Raw genomic sequence first — 18758 nt, 5'->3', positions numbered from 1 at the left:
CCGACACCTCGGTCCTTCCTCGGGTAGCATCTTTGTGCAAGAGGCCCTTGCGCTATTGCGCCAGGGCCTTCGTCTATTCCGGGGCACCGGTCCGACGGCTCAGCCTGCGGTGTACATCGTCGTACGCCCCCTGACCTTGGACATGCCCCATCCGGAAGAGGTGTACGCCTGTGCCCGCTCTTGTGCTGCTCGGAGCTCAGTGGGGTGACGAGGGCAAGGGAAAGGCCACCGACCTGCTCGGTGGTTCCGTTGACTATGTGGTGCGCTACCAGGGCGGCAACAACGCCGGCCACACGGTCGTCGTAGGCGACCAGAAGTACGCGCTGCACCTCCTCCCCTCCGGCATCCTCTCCCCCGGATGCACGCCGGTCATCGGCAACGGTGTCGTCGTCGACCCCGCCGTCCTGCTCTCCGAGCTGCGCGGCCTGAACGAGCGCGGCATCGACACCTCCAAGCTGCTCATCAGCGGCAACGCGCACCTCATCACGCCGTACAACGTCACCCTCGACAAGGTCGGCGAGCGCTTCCTCGGCAAGCGCAAGATCGGTACGACCGGCCGCGGTATCGGCCCGACCTACGCGGACAAGATCAACCGCGTCGGCATCCGCGTCCAGGACCTGTACGACGAGTCGATCCTCAGCCAGAAGGTCGAGGCGGCGCTGGAGAACAAGAACCAGCTCCTCGCCAAGCTCTACAACCGGCGCGCCATCGAGGTCGAGGCGATCGTCGAGGAGATGCTCCAGTACGCGGAGCAGATCAAGCCGTACGTCGCCGACACCACCCTGATCCTCAACAACGCGCTGGACGAGGACAAGGTCGTGCTCTTCGAGGGCGGCCAGGGCACCCTGCTCGACGTCGACCACGGCACGTACCCCTTCGTCACCTCCTCGAACCCGACCGCCGGCGGCGCCTGCACCGGCACCGGCGTGGGCCCGACGAAGATCAGCCGCGTCATCGGCATCCTCAAGGCCTACACCACGCGCGTCGGCGCCGGTCCGTTCCCGACCGAGCTGTTCGACGAGGACGGCGAGGCGCTGCGCCGCATCGGCGGCGAGCGCGGCGTGACCACCGGCCGCGACCGCCGCTGCGGCTGGTTCGACGCCCCGATCGCCCGCTACGCGACCCGCGTGAACGGCCTGACGGACTTCTTCCTCACCAAGCTCGACGTGCTCACCGGCTGGGAGGAGATCCCGGTCTGCGTCGCGTACGAGATCGACGGCAAGCGCGTCGAGGAGCTGCCCTACTCGCAGACCGACTTCCACCACGCGAAGCCGATCTACGAAACCCTGCCGGGCTGGTCCGAGGACATCACCAAGGCCAAGACCTTCGCCGACCTGCCGAAGAACGCGCAGAACTACGTGAAGGCGCTGGAGGAGATGTCGGGCGCCCCGATCTCCGCCATCGGCGTCGGCCCCGGCCGCACCGAGACGATCGAGATCAACTCCTTCCTGTAGCCGGCAGGGCGGTACACGGCGCCGAGGGGCGGGGGGGGGCGCCCCGGGGCCCCCCCCCCCCCCCCCGGGGGGCGGGCCCCGGGGGCCCCCCCCCCCCGACCACACCCCCGGGCCCCCCCGCCGGGGCCCCGGGGGGGCCCCCCCCAGCGCCCCCCGGGGCGGCCCCCCCGCCCCCCCCCACCCCATCTACACCCCCCCCGCGGGGGGGCGGGCCGGGGGGCCCCGGGGGGGGGGGGGGGGCCCCCCCGCCGCGCCCCCCGCCCCTCCGTCGTCCGGGAGCCCGTCCTGGAGCCCCCTACGCTCCGAACACCTCCGCGAGCAGCCGCTTCTGGGCCTCGGCGAACAGCCCGCCCACGGCCGCCATGTCGAGCCGGGCGTCCCCGCAGGTCAGCGAGGCGGTGAAGGTCGTGCTGCCGTCGGGCGAGCCGAACATCAGGGCGCCCCAGCCCCACATGCCGCCGTTGTGGGTGTAGACGGCGCGGCCGTCCTCCGTCTCCTGCACGAACAGACCGAGGCCGTAGCCCGCCTTGGGGTGCGGGGTGCGCATCGCGTCCAGCAGCCCGGCGGGCAGGATCCTGCCGCCCATCAGGGCGGAGAAGAAGACGTGCAGGTCGCGGGTGGTCGAGATCATGTCACCGGCGGCGGAGATCCAGGAGGGGTTCGAGCGGGTGACGTCGAGCGACTTCCACTCGTCCCCGTCCTGGTAGGTGTACGTCGCGTGGGCGTGCGGCTCGGGGATCTCCGGCGAGGCGTCCGGCACCACGGTGCCCGTCAGGCCGAGCGGGGTCAGGATCCGCCGCCGCATCTCCTCGGCGTACGGGCGGCCGGTGACCTTCTCGACGAGCAGCCGGGCCAGCACGTAGTTGGTGTTGGAGTAGCTCCAGTCCGTCCCCGGCTCGAACCGGGCCGGCTTGGACAGGGCCAGCCGGACCAGTTCCTCGGGGCGGTAGGTGCGGAAGAGGTTGTCCACCCATTCCCGTCCCTCCCAGGCGATCCCCGGGGCGGTCGTCCCGTCCTCGTAGTACTCGCCGGTGAAGTTGAACAGCCCGCTGGTGTGCTGGAGCACCATCCGCAGGGTGATCCGCGGGTCCAGGTCGTACTCGGGGAGGCGGTCGGCGACCGGGCCGTCGAGTTCGAGCAGGCCGTCGGCCACCAGGAGGAGGACGAGGGTCGCGGTGAAGGTCTTGGTGTTGCTGCCGATCCGGAAGTGACCGTCGGCCGGCGGCTGGGCGCTGCCGCCCGGCTCGGCCACTCCGGCGCTGCCGACCCACTCGCCGCGCGGGTCGTTCACGCGCAGCAGTGCCCCGGCCCAGCCGGAGTCGACGATGTCCTGGAGGGCGGTCTGGAGTTCGGGGCGGTTCTGCTCGGACATGCTGGTGTGCTCCTCGGTAAGTGGGGTGGGAACGTCGTACGGGCGGTGCGGTCTCCGTCGCCGCTGCGTCTGTCCATGCGGGGACGGTCAGATGCTGCGGGCGGTGATGTCGCCGTGGGAGGTGGTCGCGCGGATGGTCAGGGCGGCGGCGGAGCCGTCGGTGTTGTTCAGCGCGTTGTGGATCCGGCCGGAGTCGGTGCCGGCGTCGAGGGCCGCGGAGACCCCGCGGGCGGCGGCGACCGAGATGGAGCCGTGCCGGGTGGTCAGGGCGAGCGCGCCCCGGAAGGCCTCGGAGACGGTGATGTCGCCCTTCTGGGTGCTGATCTCCGCAGGACCGTTCAGGCGGCCGAGCGCGATGTCGCCGTCCTGGACGGTGAGCCGGACGGACGCGGCCTCGTCCAGCTCGACGCGGGCCTGTGCGGCGTCGAGGACGACGTCGCCCAGTCGCCCGACGCCCCGGAACCCGGCGGCGGCCAGGGTCGCCGTGACGTGCGACCCGGCGGGCAGCCGGACGGTACGTCGACGTGGCCGGAGTTGCCCGTGATCCGGTTCCTGGCCGGTGCGGCCGCGATCCGCAGGACCCCGTCGCGGAACTCGACCCCGGTCTCCTCGGCCGCCTTCACGTCCCGGCTCTTCGAGGCGTCCGCCGGGTGGACCTCGACGGTGGCGTCGGACCGGTCGGAGGCGATGCACCGGATCGTTCCGGCCGGGATGTCGAGGACGGTCGGGACGGCGGTGGCGGTGGCGAACTTCCTCATGGCGGTCTCCTCTGCTCGGCGCGACGCCCGTCGGCGTTTCCGACAAGAGAAACGCTAAGTTGCGTTCGGAGCTGAGGCAACGGATTCGTTGCATACAGTCTTTATTAATGCAGGTCAGAGCACTGAAATCGTTGCATCGTTTGGGAATCTAACGCAATGAAACCAGCAGAGGCGTTGCAATGGAATGAGGGTGAACGCTATGCTGGCGACCCTACCGACCACCGCTCACGCACCGCCGAGGAGGCCGCAATGCCCGGAGGCAGACTCACCCAGCCCGAACGCCAGCAGATCGCGCTGGGGCTGGCCGACGGACTCGCCTACGCCGAGATCGCCCGACGGCTCGACCGTCCGACCTCGACCGTCACCCGTGAGGTCATGCGCAACGGCGGCCCCGCCTCCTACCGCGCCGACCTGGCCCACCGCGCCACCGAGCACCGCGCCCACCGCCGCAAGCCGGCCGCGCCCCGCGGGCCCCAGGCCCCGCCGCTGGCCCACGGCCGCGACGCCGAGGCGGTGGCCGCGTACGAGGAGACCTTCACGACGGTCCTGATCGCCACGGGCACGCCCAAGATGATGGCCAGGGTGATGACCTGCCTCTACACCAGCGACTCCGGCAGCCTCACCGCGGCGGAACTCGTCCAGCGGCTCCAGGTGAGCCCGGCGTCCATCTCCAAGGCGATCGCCTTCCTGGAGACCCAGGGGCTCGTCCGCCGGGAGCGCGACGAGCACCGCCGCGAGCGGTACGTCGCCGACAACGACGTCTGGTACCAGTCGATGATCGCCAGCGCCAAGGGCACCGCCCACCTCGCCGAGACCGCGCGTCAGGGCGTCGGTGTCTTCGGCCCCCAGACCCCCGCCGGCGCCCGCCTGGAGAACATCGCGCGGTTCGTCGACTTCGTCTCCGAGAGCATCACCCGGGCCGCGGAGCAGGCCCGCGAGATCCTGCACACGAAGCCGGATCCGGCCCGGCCGGACGACGACGCCTGAGAAACTCCTCCGCGGGCCGTCACACCGGGGCGCTCCCGGGGGTCAGAGCGGTACAGGGCGGCGGCCGCAGCCCCGGGAGACAGCCGCCGGTGGAGGCCGCCCTCCGGCCGGCCGCACGGGCCGGGAGCGCGTCCCGGACGCGCTGTACGCGGAGGCCGCGCGGCACTACGACGAGAAGGCGCTCGCCGCCCTGACCATCGCGATGGCCAGATCTCCTTCTTCATCGCCCTGGCCGTCATCGGCAGGCCGCAGCCGGTGGAGCCGCTCGCGGCCCGGCAGCGGGACTGAGGGCACACCCGACCGGAGGCCGGCCGCTACCAGGCGAGCTGGGCGATCTCCTCGGCCACCACCGCGCAGGCGTCCGCCGCAGGATCGATCAGGGGGAAGTGGCCGACCCCCTCGACCAGGGTCAGGCCGACCATCTCTCCGGCCTTCGCGGCCGCGGCCACGTACGACTCCGCGACCGCCGGCGGGACCACGATGTCCTCGCGGCCCTGGACGACCGTCGTGGCGATGCCCGTCGGGAGGAGGGAGGCGGGGTCCGCCGAGGGGCGGCGGGCGTCCCAGTGGGCCGGGCCGCCCAGGAGCTGGGACGAGGCGCCGCCGCACACGCCGAGCTCCTCCGCGACCTCGAAGTCCGCGATGGGGGCCAGGGCCACCACCCCGCGCAGCTCCGGCGGGGCGGGCAGGCGCCACGGCGAGCCGGCCGGCAGGACGTGGCGCGCCGCCGCCCACAGGGCGAGCTGGCCGCCCGCCGAGTGGCCCGTGACCACCGTCCGGCGGGGGTCGGCGGACGGCAGCGCGGCCTCGACGAGGCCGGGCAGGGCGTCCATGGCGGCGGCGACGTCGTCGAAGGTCTCCGGCCAACGGCCCGCCACAGGGCCCTCGGAGCCCTGGTGGGGCAGGGAACTGCCGCGCCGGTACTCGACGTTGGCCACGGCGAAGCCGCGCCGGGCCAGCAGGTCCGCGAACGGGGTGATGTGCTGCCGGTCGTACGGGGCGCGCCAGGCGCCGCCGTGCAGGACGACGACGAGCGGTGCCGGGCCCGGGGAGTCTCCGCGCGGGGCGTAGAAGTCGACTACCTGGTCGGGGTGTTCCCCGTACGCGGCGCTCGCGTCCGGTGCGACCGGGTGATGCGCGAAGGCCGAGGCGGCCTCGGCGGCGTCCCGTTCGACTGCGGGGTCCGTCATCGGCTCGACCTCTCGGTAACGCGTGTGACAGCGGGGACAGATGTTCCGGTGTTTCCGGCAGAGCCGGACCGTATCAGGCTGCCACGCGCCCCTGGCCTCCGGGACGAGCGCGCACGGAGGCGGGCGGAGCCACAGCCCCGCCCGCCCTGTGGTGTGACGTTTCCCTACCGCGTCACCCGAAAATGTGACCCAGCGTGCGCGCCGCGCGCTCCGCGTCGGCGAAACCGACGTAGAGCGGGGTGAACCCGAAGCGCAGGACGTCGGGGGCGCGGAAGTCGCCCACGATGCCCCGGGAGATGAGCTCGGCCATCACCGTGCGGGCGTCGGCCGTGCGCAGGGAGACCTGGCTGCCGCGGTGGGCGTGCTCCTCGGGGGTGACGACCTCGACCTCGCCCGGCGGGACGTAGGCGGCCACGCAGTCGAGGAAGAAGTCGGTCAGGGCCAGGGACTTGGCGCGGACCGCCTCGACGTCCACGTCCTCCCAGGCGTCCAGGGCCGACTCCAGGGCCAGCATGGACAGGATGTCCGGGGTCCCGACGCGCGCCCGGGCGGCGCCCTGGGCGGGCGTGTAGTCCGGGGTCATCGCGAAGGGCTCGGCGTGGCTGTTCCAGCCGGGGAGCGGGGAGTCGAAGGCACCCTGGTGGCGCTCGGCCACGTAGACGTAGGCCGGGGAACCGGGGCCGCCGTTGAGGTACTTGTACGTGCAGCCGACCGCGAGGTCCACGGCGTGCGCGTCGAGGCCGACGGGGAGGGCCCCGGCGCTGTGGCAGAGGTCCCAGACGATCAGCGCGCCCGCCGCGTGCGCGGCGGCGGTGAGGCCGGGCAGGTCGTGGAGCCGGCCCGTGCGGTAGTCGACATGGTTGAGGAGGACCACGGCCGTGGTCCCGTCCATCGCGCCCGCCGCGTCGGACGGGGCGACGGGGACGAGCTCCAGTCCGGTCATCCGGGCGGCGGAGGCGGCGATGTAGCCGTCCGTCGGGAAGGTGGTGGCGTCGACCAGCATCCTGGTGCGGCCGGGCGCGGCCAGCCGGGCGGCGCCGACGAGGGCCTTGAAGAGGTTGACGCTGGTGGAGTCGCCCACGGTGACCTGGCCGGGGGCGGCGCCGACGAGCGGGGCGATGCGGTCGCCGATCCGCTCGGGCGCGGTCCACCAGCCGCTCTCGTCCCAGGAGCGGATGAGCAGCTCGCCCCACTGGCGGTGGACCACGTCGGCCACCGCGTCGGGGACGCCCGCCGGGAGGGCGCCGAGGGAGTTGCCGTCGAGGTAGACGACGCCCTCGGGGAGGGTGAAGCGCTCGCGGAGCTTGGCGAGGGGGTCCTCGGCGTCGAGGCGGGCCGCGCGGGCCTGGAGGTCCCTGAGTATCGCGTCAGACATGGCTGCGGGCCGTCCAGAGCTCGGGGAAGACGTTCTTCGAGGCGCGCTTCTCCAGCCAGGTCACGCCGGCGGAGCCGCCCGTGCCGGTCTTGGCGCCCATCGCGCGGCGGGTGGCGACCAGGTGGTCGTTGCGCCAGCGCCAGACCAGCTCGGCCACGTCGGTGAGGACCTCGCCGAGGCGGTGGAGGTCGGCGTGGGCGCCCGCGGGGTCGGCGTAGAGCTCCGTCCAGACGGCCTCGACGGCGGCGGAGGGCTCGTACCGCCGGGACAGGTCCCGGTCGAGGACCGACTGCGGGACGGGCAGGCCGCGGCGGGCGAGCAGGCGCAGGGTCTCGTCGTAGAGGCTCGGCTCCTGGAGGGCCTTCTCCAGCTCGGCGTGGACGCGCGGGGCGCCGCGGTGCGGGACCAGCATGGACGCCGACTTCTCGCCGAGGAGGAACTCCATCCGGCGGTACATCGCGGACTGGAAACCGGAACCCTCGCCGAGGGCGCTGCGGTAGGCGTTGAACTGCGCGGGGGTGAGCTGGGCCAGCGGCCGCCAGGAGTGGTTGAGCGCCTCCAGCTCCCGGAGGGATCGTTTCAGCGCGTCCATCGCGACCGGGATGTCGTCCTCGCGCAGGGCACGGGCGGCGGTCTCCCACTCGTGGACGATGACGGTGAACCACAGCTCCATGACCTGGGTCGTGACCAGGAACACCATCTCGCCGGGGTCGTCCGAGCGCAGGTGCTGGAGGTGGGTGAGGACGTCCGCCTGGACGTAGTCCTCGTACGGGGTTGTGCCGGCGAAGTCGAGGTTCGGGGTGTCCGAACCGGCTCCGGAGGCATCAAGGGCGTGCGACATCGCTGTCTCCTCGACACGTGCTTCCGGGTAGCGGTCCGCTCCTTCCGAGTGGGTAAGTGGAGCCCCGGTCCCCTGCATCGCATCATAAACAGGAGATCCGGGGCGCCTCTAGGGCACTCGGCCCGGCCGTTACGCGAGCGTGTCCGCCGCGGTCGGGGACGAGTCGCGCAGGAAGGTCGAGCAGCGCTCGTACTCGTCCTTCTCGCCGATGGCCCCGGCGGCCCGGGCCAGGGCGTGCAGGGCGCGCAGGAAGCCGCGGTTCGGCTCGTGCTCCCACGGCACCGGGCCGTGGCCCTTCCAGCCGGCGCGGCGCAGGGCGTCCAGGCCGCGGTGGTAGCCGGTACGGGCGTACGCGTACGACTCGACGGTCCGGCCCGCGTCGAAGGCCTCGTCGGCGAGGGCGGCCCAGGCGAGGGAGGAGGTCGGGTGGGCGGCGGCCACCTCGGCCGGGGCGGTGCCGGCGGCGAGGGCCTCGCGGGGCGCGGGCTCGTCGGGCAGGTGGGTGGGGGCGGGGCCCCCGAGCAGGTTCTGGTGAATCGACATGCGTTCAGTGTGTCCGATCACCGTGTCCGGCGCGGCCGGGCGGCAGGCCTGTACCACCCCGTCCGCTCCTGCGCCGGCGCGGTGCGGGAGGGTGCCGCCGTCCGGGGGGCGGCGGCACCCGGGTGGTCCGCGTCCGTCCGGGAGGCGGCGGGCCGCAGGCCGGCGTCCGTCCGGGGGGCGGCGGGCCGCAGGCCGGCGTCCGTCCGGGGGGCGGCGGGCCGCAGGTCGGCGCCCGTCGGGGTGGCGGCGTGGCGGTGGTCGTCCCCGGCCTGCCGGCCCGCGGGCCGGTCCTCGGCGGCCGGGTGGCGGGGGCCCGGGGGGACGGCGGGCGGGCGGCCGGCGGCGAGCTCCCGGCGCAGCACCGGGACGATGCGCTCGCCGAGGAGGTCGATCTGCTCCAGCGCGGTCTCCAGCGGAATCCCGGCGTGGTCCACGGCGAAGAGCTGGCGCTGGCAGTGCCCGTACGCCTCCCGGAAGCCGAGGATCTTCTCGATGGCCTCGTCGGGGCTGCCCACGGTGAGCGGGGTCCGGGCGGCGCACTCCTCCAGCGACCAGTGCCCCGCGTACGCCGGCGAGCGGTCGAAGTAGGGGCGGAACTCGCTCAGCGCGTCCTGCGAGCGGGCCCGTACGAAGAGCTGGCCGCCGATCCCCACGACGGCCTGCTCCGGGGTGCCGTGGCCGTGCTCCGCGTAGCGGGCGCGGTACACCTCGACCAGGCGGGCGTAGTGGCCGACGGGGGCGTGGAGGTTGTCGGCGAAGAAGCCGTCGCCGTAGTACGCGGCCCGCTCGGCGGCCTCCGGGGAGCGCACCGAGGCGTGCCAGACGAAGGGCGGTACGCCGTCCAGCGGGCGGGGCGTGGAGGTGAAGCCGTCCAGACGGGCCCGGGAGCGGCCCCGCCAGTGGACGTCGCTCTCGCGCCAGAGGCGGTGCAGCAGCGCGTAGTTCTCGTCGGCGAGCGCGAGGGCCTCGCGCAGGTCCTGGCCGAACCAGGGGTACACGTCGGGGGTGTTGCCACGGCCGGCGATCAGGTCGAGGCGGCCGCCGGCCAGGTGCTGGAGCAGCGCGTACTCCTCGGCGACGCGCACCGGGTCGTTGGTGGTGATCAGGGTGGTGGCGGTGGAGAGGATCAGCCGCCGGGTGCGGGCGGCGACGTACGCGAGCAGGGTGGACGGCGAGGAGCAGACGTAGGGCGGGTTGTGGTGCTCGCCGGTGGCGAAGACGTCGAGGCCCGCCTCCTCCGCGCGGACGGCGAGAGCGGTCATGGCCCGGATCCGCTCGTGCTCGGTCGGCATGCGCCCGGTCCGGGGGTCGGGTGCGAGCTCGCCGACCGAGAAGATGCCGAACTGCACGCCGCCGCTCCCGCCTTCTCGCGCCTCCCGGCTCCCGGCTCCCGGTCCCGGGGGTCCCGACCGTGCCCGATCTGCGGTGATCCGGCCAGGTCCGGGACGACAGTCCGTCAAGTCGCGGGGGTGGTGGGGATCCCACCACCCCCGGCGCGAGCGCGGTGACCGGCGCACCTCCCCCAACAGGCCCTCCTCGTCGGACGGTAGAGGGGCAGTGGACGCACGCCGAGGGGGCATGTCGTGAAGGCGGTCATGAGCAGCAGCACCATCACGGGGACGCAGTCGGGAACGGGAACGGGGACGGGAACGGGGACGCCCGCGGAGGCGAGGGGCGGACGGCCGGATCCGGCCGTGGAGGCGGCCGACGACCTGTGCGCCGCCGTCCTCTCCTCCCTGCGCCGCAAGGACCAGCGGGAGAAGGGCCGCCGCTACGTCCAGGGGCTGCTCGCCCTCCCCGGCCGCAAGTCGATGCGCGGGATCGCGGGCCGGATCGGCGGCGGCGCCGCCGAGCAGAGCATGCACCACTTCATCTCCGGCTCCACCTGGGAGTGGCAGCCGATCCGCGCCTCCCTGTCACGGTATCTGGAGGCAGCCGGCCCGCTGACGGCGTGGGTGGCGCAGCCGATGGCCATCCCGAAGGGCGGGGAGCACTCGGTGGGCGTGGCGCACCGCTTCGACCCGCACCAGGGGCAGATGTTCCGGGGGCAGCAGGCGTTCGGGACCTGGTTCGCCTCGGCCGCGCTGGCCACGCCGGTGGGCTGGGAGATGTTCCTGCCGGAGGCGGAGGAGGCCGAGGCGGGGCCCGCGGGGGAGCACGCGGCGCGGTCCGCGTACGAGGAGGCCGCCGCGGCCTCCGTGATCTCGGCGGTGCGGCGCAGCAGCAGCCCGGTGCGGCCGGTGGTGCTGGACATCCGGCAGATCGGGACGCGCTCCACGATGAACCGCTTCGCCGAGGCGGGACTGCCCGTCATCGCCCGGATCGGTCCCTCCACCCCGCTGCTCGTCACCGATCCGGCACTGCCCGGGCACGGCGCGGGTGCGCGCTGCGCGCGGGACGTCCTTCAGTCGGTGAAGGGGCTGAGTACCCCGGTGGAGTGGACCGACCCGGACCCACTGGCCGGGGGCGGCCGGCATCGCAGCACCCTCGCGGTCGCGGTGCGGGTGATGATGCCCGACCCCTCACCGGCGCGCCGCCGCCACCTGCTGCTGGTCGGCGAGTGGGCGGATCCGCGCCGCGCCCCGTCGGAGCTGTGGGTGACCGACCTGGTGCGGCTGCCGGTGGGCCCGCTGCTGCGGCTGACGAAGCAGGGCCGGCGGGTGGCCTTCGCCGCCGGGCACAGCGGGCAGGAGGCCGGACTGCGGGACTTCGCGGGGCGCGCGCTGCCGGGCTGGCACCGGCACGTGACGCTGGCCTCGGTGGCGCACGCCGCCCGCGCGCTGACAGGGACGGAGGGCTACGGGGCCTCGTACGGGGCCGCGTAGGGGGAGGCCGGCGACCGGTCGGCGGCGGCGCGGCGGTCGTGGAGGACCGTGCGGGTCCTGCGCAGCCGCAGCGCCATCTGGATCTCCAGCGCCCGGCCGGGCTTCTGCCAGTCGGGGCCGAGCAGTTCGGCGATGCGCTCCAGGCGGCGGGAGACCGTGTTGGGGTGGACGTGCAGGGTCTCGGCGGCGTGGGTGGGGCTGGAGCCGGAGGCGAAGTAGGCCTCCAGGGTGCGGGTGAGCTCGGTCGGCCGGCCCGTGTCGTACTCCAGGACGGGGCCGATGGTGCCGGCGATGTACGACTCCACGTCGTGGTCGGCGGACAGCAGCAGGCCGAGGAAGCCCAGTTCGCGCAGGGAGGCGGTGCCGCCGACCCCGTCGAGGGCGGTCAGCGCGTCGAGGCAGCGCACCGCCTCGGCGTAGACGCGGGCCACTTCGCCGGGGCCGCCGGAGGGCCCGGCGGCCCCGGTGGACACCGCGTGGCCGAGCAGCGGCGACAGCTCGCCCGAGGCCCGGTGGGCGGCGGCGGAGGCATCGGTACCGGGCAGCACGAGGACGATGCAGCCCCGGCGGACGCCCTTGAGGCCGCCCGTCCGGTACGCGTACGAGGTGGCCCAGGCGACGGCCTTGCCGAGCTCGCCGCCCTCGGGCCGGGCGACGACCACCACGTGCGGGCGGTCGAGGTCGATGCCGAGCCGGCGGGTGCGTTCGAGGAGGTGCAGGTCGACGGAGTGCGGCCGGTCGAGGAGGTCGGCGAGGAGTTCGTCGTGGACGGGGCCCTCGGCGGCGGCGGTGCCCCGCTGGATGAGCATCAGGCAGGCCACGGACTGGGCGGCGAGCTGGAGCAGCCGGACGTCCTCGTCGGCGAGCGGGGCGGAGGCGCTGAGCAGCAGCACCCCGAGGTCCTCGGCGCCGGCGAGGACGGGGGCCAGCCACAGGTCGCCGGGCAGCCCGACGGGGCGCCGGTCGGTGAGCGCCTGGAGGGCCGCCTTGGTGACGTCCTCCTCGTCGAGACCGGGCAGTTCGCCGGTGGCCGTGAGCGGGCGCCCGCCCGGGTCCCGGACCTGGAGCACGCCGTCCAGCGCGTCGGCGGTGGCCCGGGCGAGGGTGGGCAGCCCGGCGCCGTCCAGGACCAGGCCGGCCAGGCGGGCGTGGCACTCCCACAGGTAGCGGACGCGGGTGAGGGCGGTGTTGGTGCGGGAGCCGAAGGCCTCCAGCTCGGTCACCTGGTCGCGGGTCTGCTCCAGCAGCCGGGCCTTCTCGATGGCGACGGCGGCCAGGTCGGCGAGGGAGAGCATGATGCCGACCTCGTCCGGGGTGAACTGCCGTACGGAGCGGTCGGAGCCGTAGAGGGCGCCGAGCGTGGAGTCCCCGCGGCGCAGCGGGACGGCGATGATCGCGTGGAGTCCCTCAGCCTCGACGACGGCGTCGATGCCGGGGGCGTGGGCGATGGCGGGGTCGGAGAGGTAGTCGGGGGTCCACACCGGGGAGCGGCGGGCCTGGGCGATGCTGCCGAGCCCGCGGCCGGTGCCGAGTTCGAGGCCGACGTTGAAGGCGGTGGTCTCGCCCTCGGAGGTGCGGACGTACGCCGATCCGTCGGGGCGGCTCAGGGAGAGCCAGGCCATGTCGAAGCCGAGGAGGCGCCGGGCGCGGCGGGTGATCAGGCGCAGCAGGCCGTCGATGTCGTAGGGGGAGGTGAGGTCGTGGGCGGTGTCGACGAGCGCGGTGAGGGCGGCTTCGCGCTGGCGGCTGCGGCTCGCGCGGGCCTGGACCGAGCGGGCCAGCTCCAGGGCCCGGGTGAGTCCGTCGAGGGCGGCGTCGTCGGCGCCGGCCGCGCGTGCCTCCGTGAGCAGTGCCTGGAAGCGGCCCGGCGGGGCGTCCTCCGCGAGCAGTTCCAGTACGGCCCATGCGCCCGCGTCGTCCCCGCGCATCCTGGCGACCCCCTCCGACCAGCCGTTTTCCCCGCGTCCCGTCCCGAACCTAGGTTCCGGGCGGCGAAGGGTCAAGCAAGGGCCCGAGGGGTGGGCGGTCAGCGGCGCGCGGCGCCCGCGAGCGTCGTTCCGGGGGCCGGGAGGGCGGCGCGCAGGGAGGTGACGCGGGCCTCGGCCCGGCGCAGCGCCGCCGGGTAGGCCCCGTCGGGGCCCTGGCCGCCCGCGCCGCGCAGGCCGGCGAGTTCCAGGAGCAGTCCGCGGTGGTGTCCGAGGGCGAGTTCGGCCTCGACCCACTGGCCGAGAACGGAGAGCCGGTCGGCGTCGAGGACGGCGGTGCGGCCCCGGAGCCAGGTCCCGGCGTCGATGCCGTCCAGGGCGGGTCCGGTCCACAGGCCGAGGGCGCGGCGCAGCCGTGCGGCGGCCTGCCCGAAGTCCCCGCGTCCCATGGCCCGGTAGCCGGCGCCCGCCTCGCGTTCGAACTCGCGGACGTCGCAGCGGCCGCCTCCGGTGTCGAGGAGGTAGCCGCCGGGGCGGGCGCACAGAACGGTCTCGGGGGTACGGACCGAACCGGCCCCGAGTGCCTCCGCGAACCGCTCGCGCAGCCGGCGCACGGCGGTGTCCAGGGCGGCGCGGGAGTGTTCGGGCGGGGTGTGGCGGGTGAGCTCGTCGGCGAGTACGGAGACCGGCACGAGTCGGTCGGGACAGACCGCGAGGACCGCCAGGACGTGCCGGGACTCCGGTGTGGGGGCGGTGATGGGCACACCGTTCTCGGTGACCCGTGGTGCGCCGAGTACCTCAATGTCCACAGTGTTCTCCCTGGGCAGGCGAGCGAAAAAAATAATACCCAGAAGGATCTTTTTGGGAAGAGGGAAGGAGAGGGGCAGGCGCGGCGTCTCAGGCGTCCGGGACCTCCCCTTCCCCGTACCCGCCGGCGGCCGGGACCACTCCGCCGGCGCAGCCGACCCGGCACGGGTGCAGGCCCTGCGGCCCGTACAACGCCCGCGCCCCGCGCCCGGGGGCGGTGTCCAGCCGGATCGCGACCGCCGGGGCCACCACGTTCGGCATCACGTGCGTGTAGAGCTCCGCGACCTGCGCGTCCAGGTCGAGGCCGAGAGTGTGGGACATGGTGTTCAGCCCCGCGTACGCGCCGACGACCAGCCGGGACGGGACGACCGGGTCCACGCCCGGCAGCAGCTCCCCGCGCCGCTCGGCCTCGGACAGCACGTCGGCGCACAGGTCGATCCAGGTCTGGTACGGCGTCACCCGGTCCAGGTCGCGGCCCGTCTGGTCCAGGGTCAGCCGCGCGCTCGCCCGGATCAGCACCTCGTGCCGCATCTGGTGCGAGAAGACCATGCCGATGTCGATGAACTCCTGCGCCTTGTACTGCTGCGGCAGGGCCTGCGGCCGGCCTTCGCTCTGGGCGTCGATGACGGCCTGGGCCAAACCCTCCTTCGACTCGAAGTGGAAGTAGAGCGCCCCCTTGGTGACCTTCGCGATGTTGACGATGTCCGAGAGCTTGGCCGCGTCGTAGCCGTTCTCCTCGAAGACCACGGCCGCCGCCTCCAGGATGGCGCGGCGGGTGCGCACCGCCCGGTCCTGCTTCACCTGGGGTCGCTCTGTCCTCATATGTGGCGTCGCCTCTCCTGGCCCGCCGGCTTCACATTCCCACGGGTACGTTTTCTCTCGACAGATTCCACACCATCGCGCGGGCGCACGTCCACCGGCGTATGTCACCTCGCCCGAACCAGGTACGAAGGCACACGACACGCACACGTAAAGGGGCCCGCCTGCCCGTTTCCGGACCGGCGGACCCCTTTTCGGAACCCGTTGGTGCTGGGAGCAGCCGGGGGCTACTTCAGCTTGGTGCCCGTGGAGCGCAGGTCGCCACAGGCCTGGAGGACGCGCTTGGCCATGCTCGCCTCGGCCAGCTTGCCCCAGGTGCGCGGGTCGTAGGTGGACTTCTTGCCGACCTCGCCGTCGACCTTCAGGACACCGTCGTAGTTGCGGAACATGTGGTCCGCGACCGGGCGGGTGAAGGCGTACTGGGTGTCGGTGTCGAGGTTCATCTTCACGACGCCGTTCTCCAGCGCGGTCGCGATCTCCTGCTCGGTGGAGCCGGAGCCGCCGTGGAAGACGAAGTCGAACGGGTTGCTCTTGCCGTACTTCTCGCCGACGCCCTGCTGGAGGTCCTTGAGCAGCTCGGGGCGCAGGACGACGTTGCCCGGCTTGTAGACGCCGTGCACGTTGCCGAAGGAGGCGGCCAGCAGGTAGCGGCCCTTCTCGCCCAGGCCCAGGGCCTCGGCGGTGCGGATGGCGTCCTCGACGGTGGTGTACAGCTCGTCGTTGATCTCGTGGCTGACGCCGTCCTCCTCGCCGCCGGTCGGAGTGATCTCGACCTCGAGGATGATCTTCGCGGCGGCGGCCTTGGCGAGCAGCTCCTGGCCGATGGCCAGGTTGTCGGCCAGGGTCTCGGCGGAGCCGTCCCACATGTGCGACTGGAAGAGCGGGTTCAGGCCCTTGGCCACGCGCTCGGCGGAGATGTCGAGCAGCGGGCGGACGTAGCCGTCCAGCTTGTCCTTGGGGCAGTGGTCGGTGTGCAGCGCGACCGTGATGTCGTACTTGGCGGCGACGACGTGCGCGAACTCGGCCAGGGCGACCGCGCCGGTGACCATGTCCTTGTTGTACTGGCCGCCCAGGAATTCGGCGCCACCGGTGGAGATCTGGATGATGCCGTCGCTCTCGGCCTCCGCGAAGCCGCGCAGCGCAGCGTGCAGGGTCTGGGTCGAGGTCACGTTGATTGCCGGGTAGGCGAACTTGCCTGCCTTCGCCCGGTCGAGCATCTCGTTGTAGACCTCGGGGGTTGCGATGGGCATCTGTCCGCTCCTTGGATGTGCGGGGAGTGTGCTTATTGCGGGCCCTGACCTGGGGGCGACGTCAGACGTCGCGCCTATCTTTCCAGACTCGGCGCGACACTCCACCCCGCGTGACCGGCCTGATACGCCGAGAAGGGCGGGGTGTTTCACGTGAAACACCCCGCCCTTCGGGAAAGGCGCAGGTCAGGAGCGGAACAGGGGCTTCCGAGGACCTTCGTCACCCGTCGGGACGACCCCGTTCCACGGCCCCGGCGACACCCTTCGTGACCACGATCCGAGACGGACGGGGGTTCAGGGCCGCCGGGATCCGGCGCGCGCGGGTCAGGCCAGGCCCAGGTCGCCGAGCTGGTAGCCGGTGAGGTAGGGCAGGCCCGCGTCGGCGATGGCCTCGGCCGCGCCGCGGTCCACGATGGTGGCGACGGCGACGACCTCGCCGCCGGCCTCCCGGACCGCCTCCACGGCGGTCAGCGGGGAGCCGCCCGTCGTGGAGGTGTCCTCGACGACAAGGCAGCGCTTGCCCGCGACGTCGGTGCCCTCGATCCGGCGCTGCATGCCGTGCGCCTTCTGCGCCTTGCGGACGACGAAGGCGTCCAGGCGCTGCCCGCGCGCGGCCGAGGCGTGCAGCATCGAGGTCGCCACCGGGTCGGCGCCCAGGGTCAGACCGCCGACGCAGTCGAAGTCGAGGTCGGCGGTCAGGTCGAGCATGACCTGACCGACCAGCGGGGCGGCCTCGCCGTCGAGGGTGATGCGGCGGAGGTCGATGTAGTAGTCGGCCTCCTTGCCGGAGGAGAGCGTCACCTTGCCGTGCACGACGGCCTTGTCCTTGATCTGCTGCAGAAGCGCATCGCGTACGTCAGTCATGCCCCGAGCTTAAGGGGGCCCTAGCCGAGCCGGCGCCAGGTCCAGGTCGTGGAGACCTCCAGCGGGTCCACGGGGGTGACCAGGCGCGGAAGGGTGTTCAGACCGTTCGGCGGGCCCGACTGCGGCTCCACGCAGACGGCCTCGGGCTGCTCGTCGTACACGACCACCCATTCGGCCGGGCTCGCGACCTTCAGTTCCAGCTCCCCCGGCCAGGTCAGGGTGACGTCTACCCCGTAGGGCGTCCCGAAGCAGTCGTCCCAGGGGCCGGGGGCGGGTTCGATCCGGCGGCCGGTCGGCAGGTGGTCCTCGCCGCGCTCCTCCTGCCAGGCCGGTGCGAAGGCGATCTGCGCCGCGGCGCCGCCGGGCGTCAGGGTGCGGTTGAACCAGGGGTGCCAGCCGGCCTGGGCCGGGAAGGAGTCCTGGTACGTCTCCACGCCCAGGGTGATTTTCAGGGCGTCCGCGCTCAGCTCGAAGGTCTGCGTGACCCGGCCTGCGCGCGGCCAGGGGTCGGCGAGGTCGAAGTAGAAGGACGCTCCGGTGTCGGTCACGGAGGCGGTCCGCCAGGCCAGGTCGCGGCCGAGGCCGTGGATGGCGTGCGGGGGGTGGTTGACGGGCAGCTGGTGGACGGTGCCGCCGTCGCGGAACCGTCCCTCGGCGGTGCGGCCGCACCAGGGGACCATCGGAAAGGACCCGTAGCGCGGGCCCTGGCGCAGCAGCTCCGTGCCGTCGACGCGCAGGCTGCCGATCCGGCAGCCGTTCTCCTGGTCGATGGTGATGTCGGCGCCGCCGGTGCTCAGTTGCGTACTCATACGGCCGACCCTACGGCGACCGGGGTCGGCGGCCGCTCAACTCCGGCTCGCCGGCTCAGCGGCGACGGCGCAGCGCCCTGCCGACGACCACCGCCGAGGCCAGCGCCAGCGCGGCCGCCGGGGCGATCCAGCGCATGGCGGGGCCGCCGTTGCCGGCCGAGGGGGCCGGGACCGGGGCGTAGCGGCCGCGCGGCGGTGCGTGGTCGACCTCCTCGGCGCTGCGGCCGATCATCGTGCGGCGGGCGTGGGCGGCCTCGGCCGGGGGGTTCGGGGGCGCGGTGGGATCGCCGGGGGCCGCGGCGTCCCCGGGTCCGGCGGCCTGCGGGAGCCCGCCCGGCTCGGGGAGCCCGGAGAAGTCCGGGAGGTCGGGGAAATCGTCGTCGGGGAAGGCACCGGGCGGCGGCACCTCGGTGTCGAACACGGACGCCGCGGCGGTCCCGGGCCGCCCGGTCTCCGCGTCCTCCCCGGGCGCCGCCGGCCCGGCCTCCTCGGCCAGGTCGGCGCAGAACCGGTCGAGCAGCCGCCGGACGGCCGTGGTCAGGGCCTCGGGGTCGAAGGCGGCGGCCCGCCCGTCGACGGTGGCCCGCCCGGTGAACTCCAGCCGGGTCCCGCCCTCGTGCGGGATGAGCCGCAGCCCCGCCGAGAGGCTGACGGTGCCGTCGCCGCGCACCTCCGAGCCCTCGCACTCCGCCGTGAAGTGCTCCGGGTCCCGCTCGGCCAGCTCCAGCGTCCCGCGGTAGGTGACGGTGCTGGAGCCGACCCTCAGCCTGAGCCGCCCGGCGAGCGGCCCGGGCGCGGCGCCGCCGCCGGCGTCCTGCTGGAGCCCGGGCACGCAGCGGGCCACCCGGACGGGGTCGCGCAGGACGGTGCGCAGACCGTCTGCCGGTACCGGGACGAACACCTGATGCTCCATGCGGTCGAGCCTACCGACGAGAGCCGCCC

15 protein-coding genes and 2 pseudogenes are annotated in these 18758 nt (G+C 73.8%); 3 read left to right on the top strand and 14 right to left on the bottom strand.

The window, feature by feature from the left end:
• The first annotated feature begins 170 nt into the window (after positions 1–170).
• Entirely contained in the window at positions 171–1454 is a 1284-nt protein-coding gene (locus ACFY15_RS07180; RefSeq protein WP_390688174.1) for an adenylosuccinate synthase, read from the top strand.
• A gap of 295 nt (positions 1455–1749) precedes the next feature.
• On the opposite strand, the gene ACFY15_RS07175 is transcribed toward ACFY15_RS07180, so the two are convergent.
• Positions 1750–2826: a serine hydrolase domain-containing protein gene (locus tag ACFY15_RS07175; RefSeq protein WP_390825117.1), complete on the bottom strand. Its 1077-nt coding sequence runs from the start codon at positions 2824–2826 to the stop codon at positions 1750–1752.
• An 87-nt stretch (positions 2827–2913) separates the two neighbouring features.
• Positions 2914–3584: pseudogene (locus ACFY15_RS07170) on the bottom strand (DUF4097 family beta strand repeat-containing protein).
• A gap of 249 nt (positions 3585–3833) precedes the next feature.
• Between ACFY15_RS07170 and ACFY15_RS07165 the strand changes: the two are divergent.
• Positions 3834–4571: a helix-turn-helix domain-containing protein gene (locus ACFY15_RS07165; protein WP_390686370.1), complete on the top strand. Its 738-nt coding sequence runs from the start codon at positions 3834–3836 to the stop codon at positions 4569–4571.
• Positions 4572–4885: 314 nt separating this feature from the next.
• Here ACFY15_RS07165 and ACFY15_RS07160 read toward each other — a convergent pair whose 3' ends face one another.
• The 5 genes and pseudogenes from ACFY15_RS07160 to ACFY15_RS07140 all read right to left on the bottom strand — a co-directional run.
• Complete coding sequence (locus tag ACFY15_RS07160) at positions 4886–5761, bottom strand: alpha/beta hydrolase (protein WP_390686369.1); 876 nt, start codon at positions 5759–5761, stop codon at positions 4886–4888.
• A 172-nt stretch (positions 5762–5933) separates the two neighbouring features.
• Entirely contained in the window at positions 5934–7136 is a 1203-nt protein-coding gene (gene kynU, locus ACFY15_RS07155) for a kynureninase (protein ID WP_390686368.1), read from the bottom strand.
• Positions 7129–7977, bottom strand: a complete 849-nt coding sequence (locus tag ACFY15_RS07150) for a tryptophan 2,3-dioxygenase family protein (protein ID WP_390686367.1) — start codon at positions 7975–7977, stop codon at positions 7129–7131. Before ACFY15_RS07150 ends, kynU begins: the two co-directional genes overlap by 8 nt.
• A 129-nt stretch (positions 7978–8106) precedes the next feature.
• On the bottom strand, positions 8107–8520 hold the full coding sequence (locus ACFY15_RS07145; protein WP_390686366.1) for a DUF3151 domain-containing protein: 414 nt from the start codon (positions 8518–8520) through the stop codon (positions 8107–8109).
• A 269-nt stretch (positions 8521–8789) separates the two neighbouring features.
• A pseudogene (locus tag ACFY15_RS07140) lies at positions 8790–9869 on the bottom strand (CE1758 family FMN-dependent luciferase-like monooxygenase); the annotation flags it as partial.
• A 246-nt stretch (positions 9870–10115) separates the two neighbouring features.
• Between ACFY15_RS07140 and ACFY15_RS07135 the strand changes: the two are divergent.
• Complete coding sequence (locus ACFY15_RS07135) at positions 10116–11345, top strand: transposase (protein WP_390825116.1); 1230 nt, start codon at positions 10116–10118, stop codon at positions 11343–11345.
• Here the strand turns inward: ACFY15_RS07135 and ACFY15_RS07130 are convergent.
• The 7 genes from ACFY15_RS07130 to ACFY15_RS07100 form a co-directional block, all read right to left on the bottom strand.
• On the bottom strand, positions 11318–13273 hold the full coding sequence (locus ACFY15_RS07130; protein WP_390686364.1) for a helix-turn-helix domain-containing protein: 1956 nt from the start codon (positions 13271–13273) through the stop codon (positions 11318–11320). The genes ACFY15_RS07135 and ACFY15_RS07130 overlap by 28 nt on opposite strands.
• 98 nt (positions 13274–13371) lie before the next feature.
• Complete coding sequence (locus ACFY15_RS07125; RefSeq protein WP_390825115.1) at positions 13372–14079, bottom strand: BTAD domain-containing putative transcriptional regulator; 708 nt, start codon at positions 14077–14079, stop codon at positions 13372–13374.
• A gap of 88 nt (positions 14080–14167) precedes the next feature.
• Entirely contained in the window at positions 14168–14899 is a 732-nt protein-coding gene (locus ACFY15_RS07120) for a ScbR family autoregulator-binding transcription factor (RefSeq protein ID WP_390686362.1), read from the bottom strand.
• Positions 14900–15123: 224 nt separating this feature from the next.
• Complete coding sequence (gene fbaA / locus ACFY15_RS07115; RefSeq protein ID WP_042813236.1) at positions 15124–16146, bottom strand: class II fructose-bisphosphate aldolase; 1023 nt, start codon at positions 16144–16146, stop codon at positions 15124–15126.
• Between the two features lie 321 nt (positions 16147–16467).
• Positions 16468–17007 carry an orotate phosphoribosyltransferase gene (pyrE, locus tag ACFY15_RS07110; RefSeq protein WP_390686361.1) on the bottom strand — a complete coding sequence of 180 codons (540 nt, stop codon included), beginning with the start codon at positions 17005–17007 and terminating at the stop codon, positions 16468–16470.
• A 20-nt stretch (positions 17008–17027) separates the two neighbouring features.
• A complete protein-coding gene (locus ACFY15_RS07105) occupies positions 17028–17816 on the bottom strand; it encodes an aldose 1-epimerase (protein ID WP_390686360.1) in 789 nt (262 codons plus the stop codon).
• A gap of 55 nt (positions 17817–17871) precedes the next feature.
• The gene (locus tag ACFY15_RS07100) at positions 17872–18729 is read right to left on the bottom strand and encodes an SRPBCC domain-containing protein (RefSeq protein ID WP_390686359.1); all 858 of its coding nucleotides are present in this window, start codon (positions 18727–18729) and stop codon (positions 17872–17874) included.
• Positions 18730–18758: the final 29 nt, after the last annotated feature.

The organism is Streptomyces sp. NPDC001373 (genome assembly GCF_042895815.1).
Classification (GTDB): Bacteria; Actinomycetota; Actinomycetes; order Streptomycetales; family Streptomycetaceae; genus Streptomyces.
Note: the sequence above shows the minus strand (reverse complement) of the source record. Positions and strands in the feature narration are given on the sequence as shown.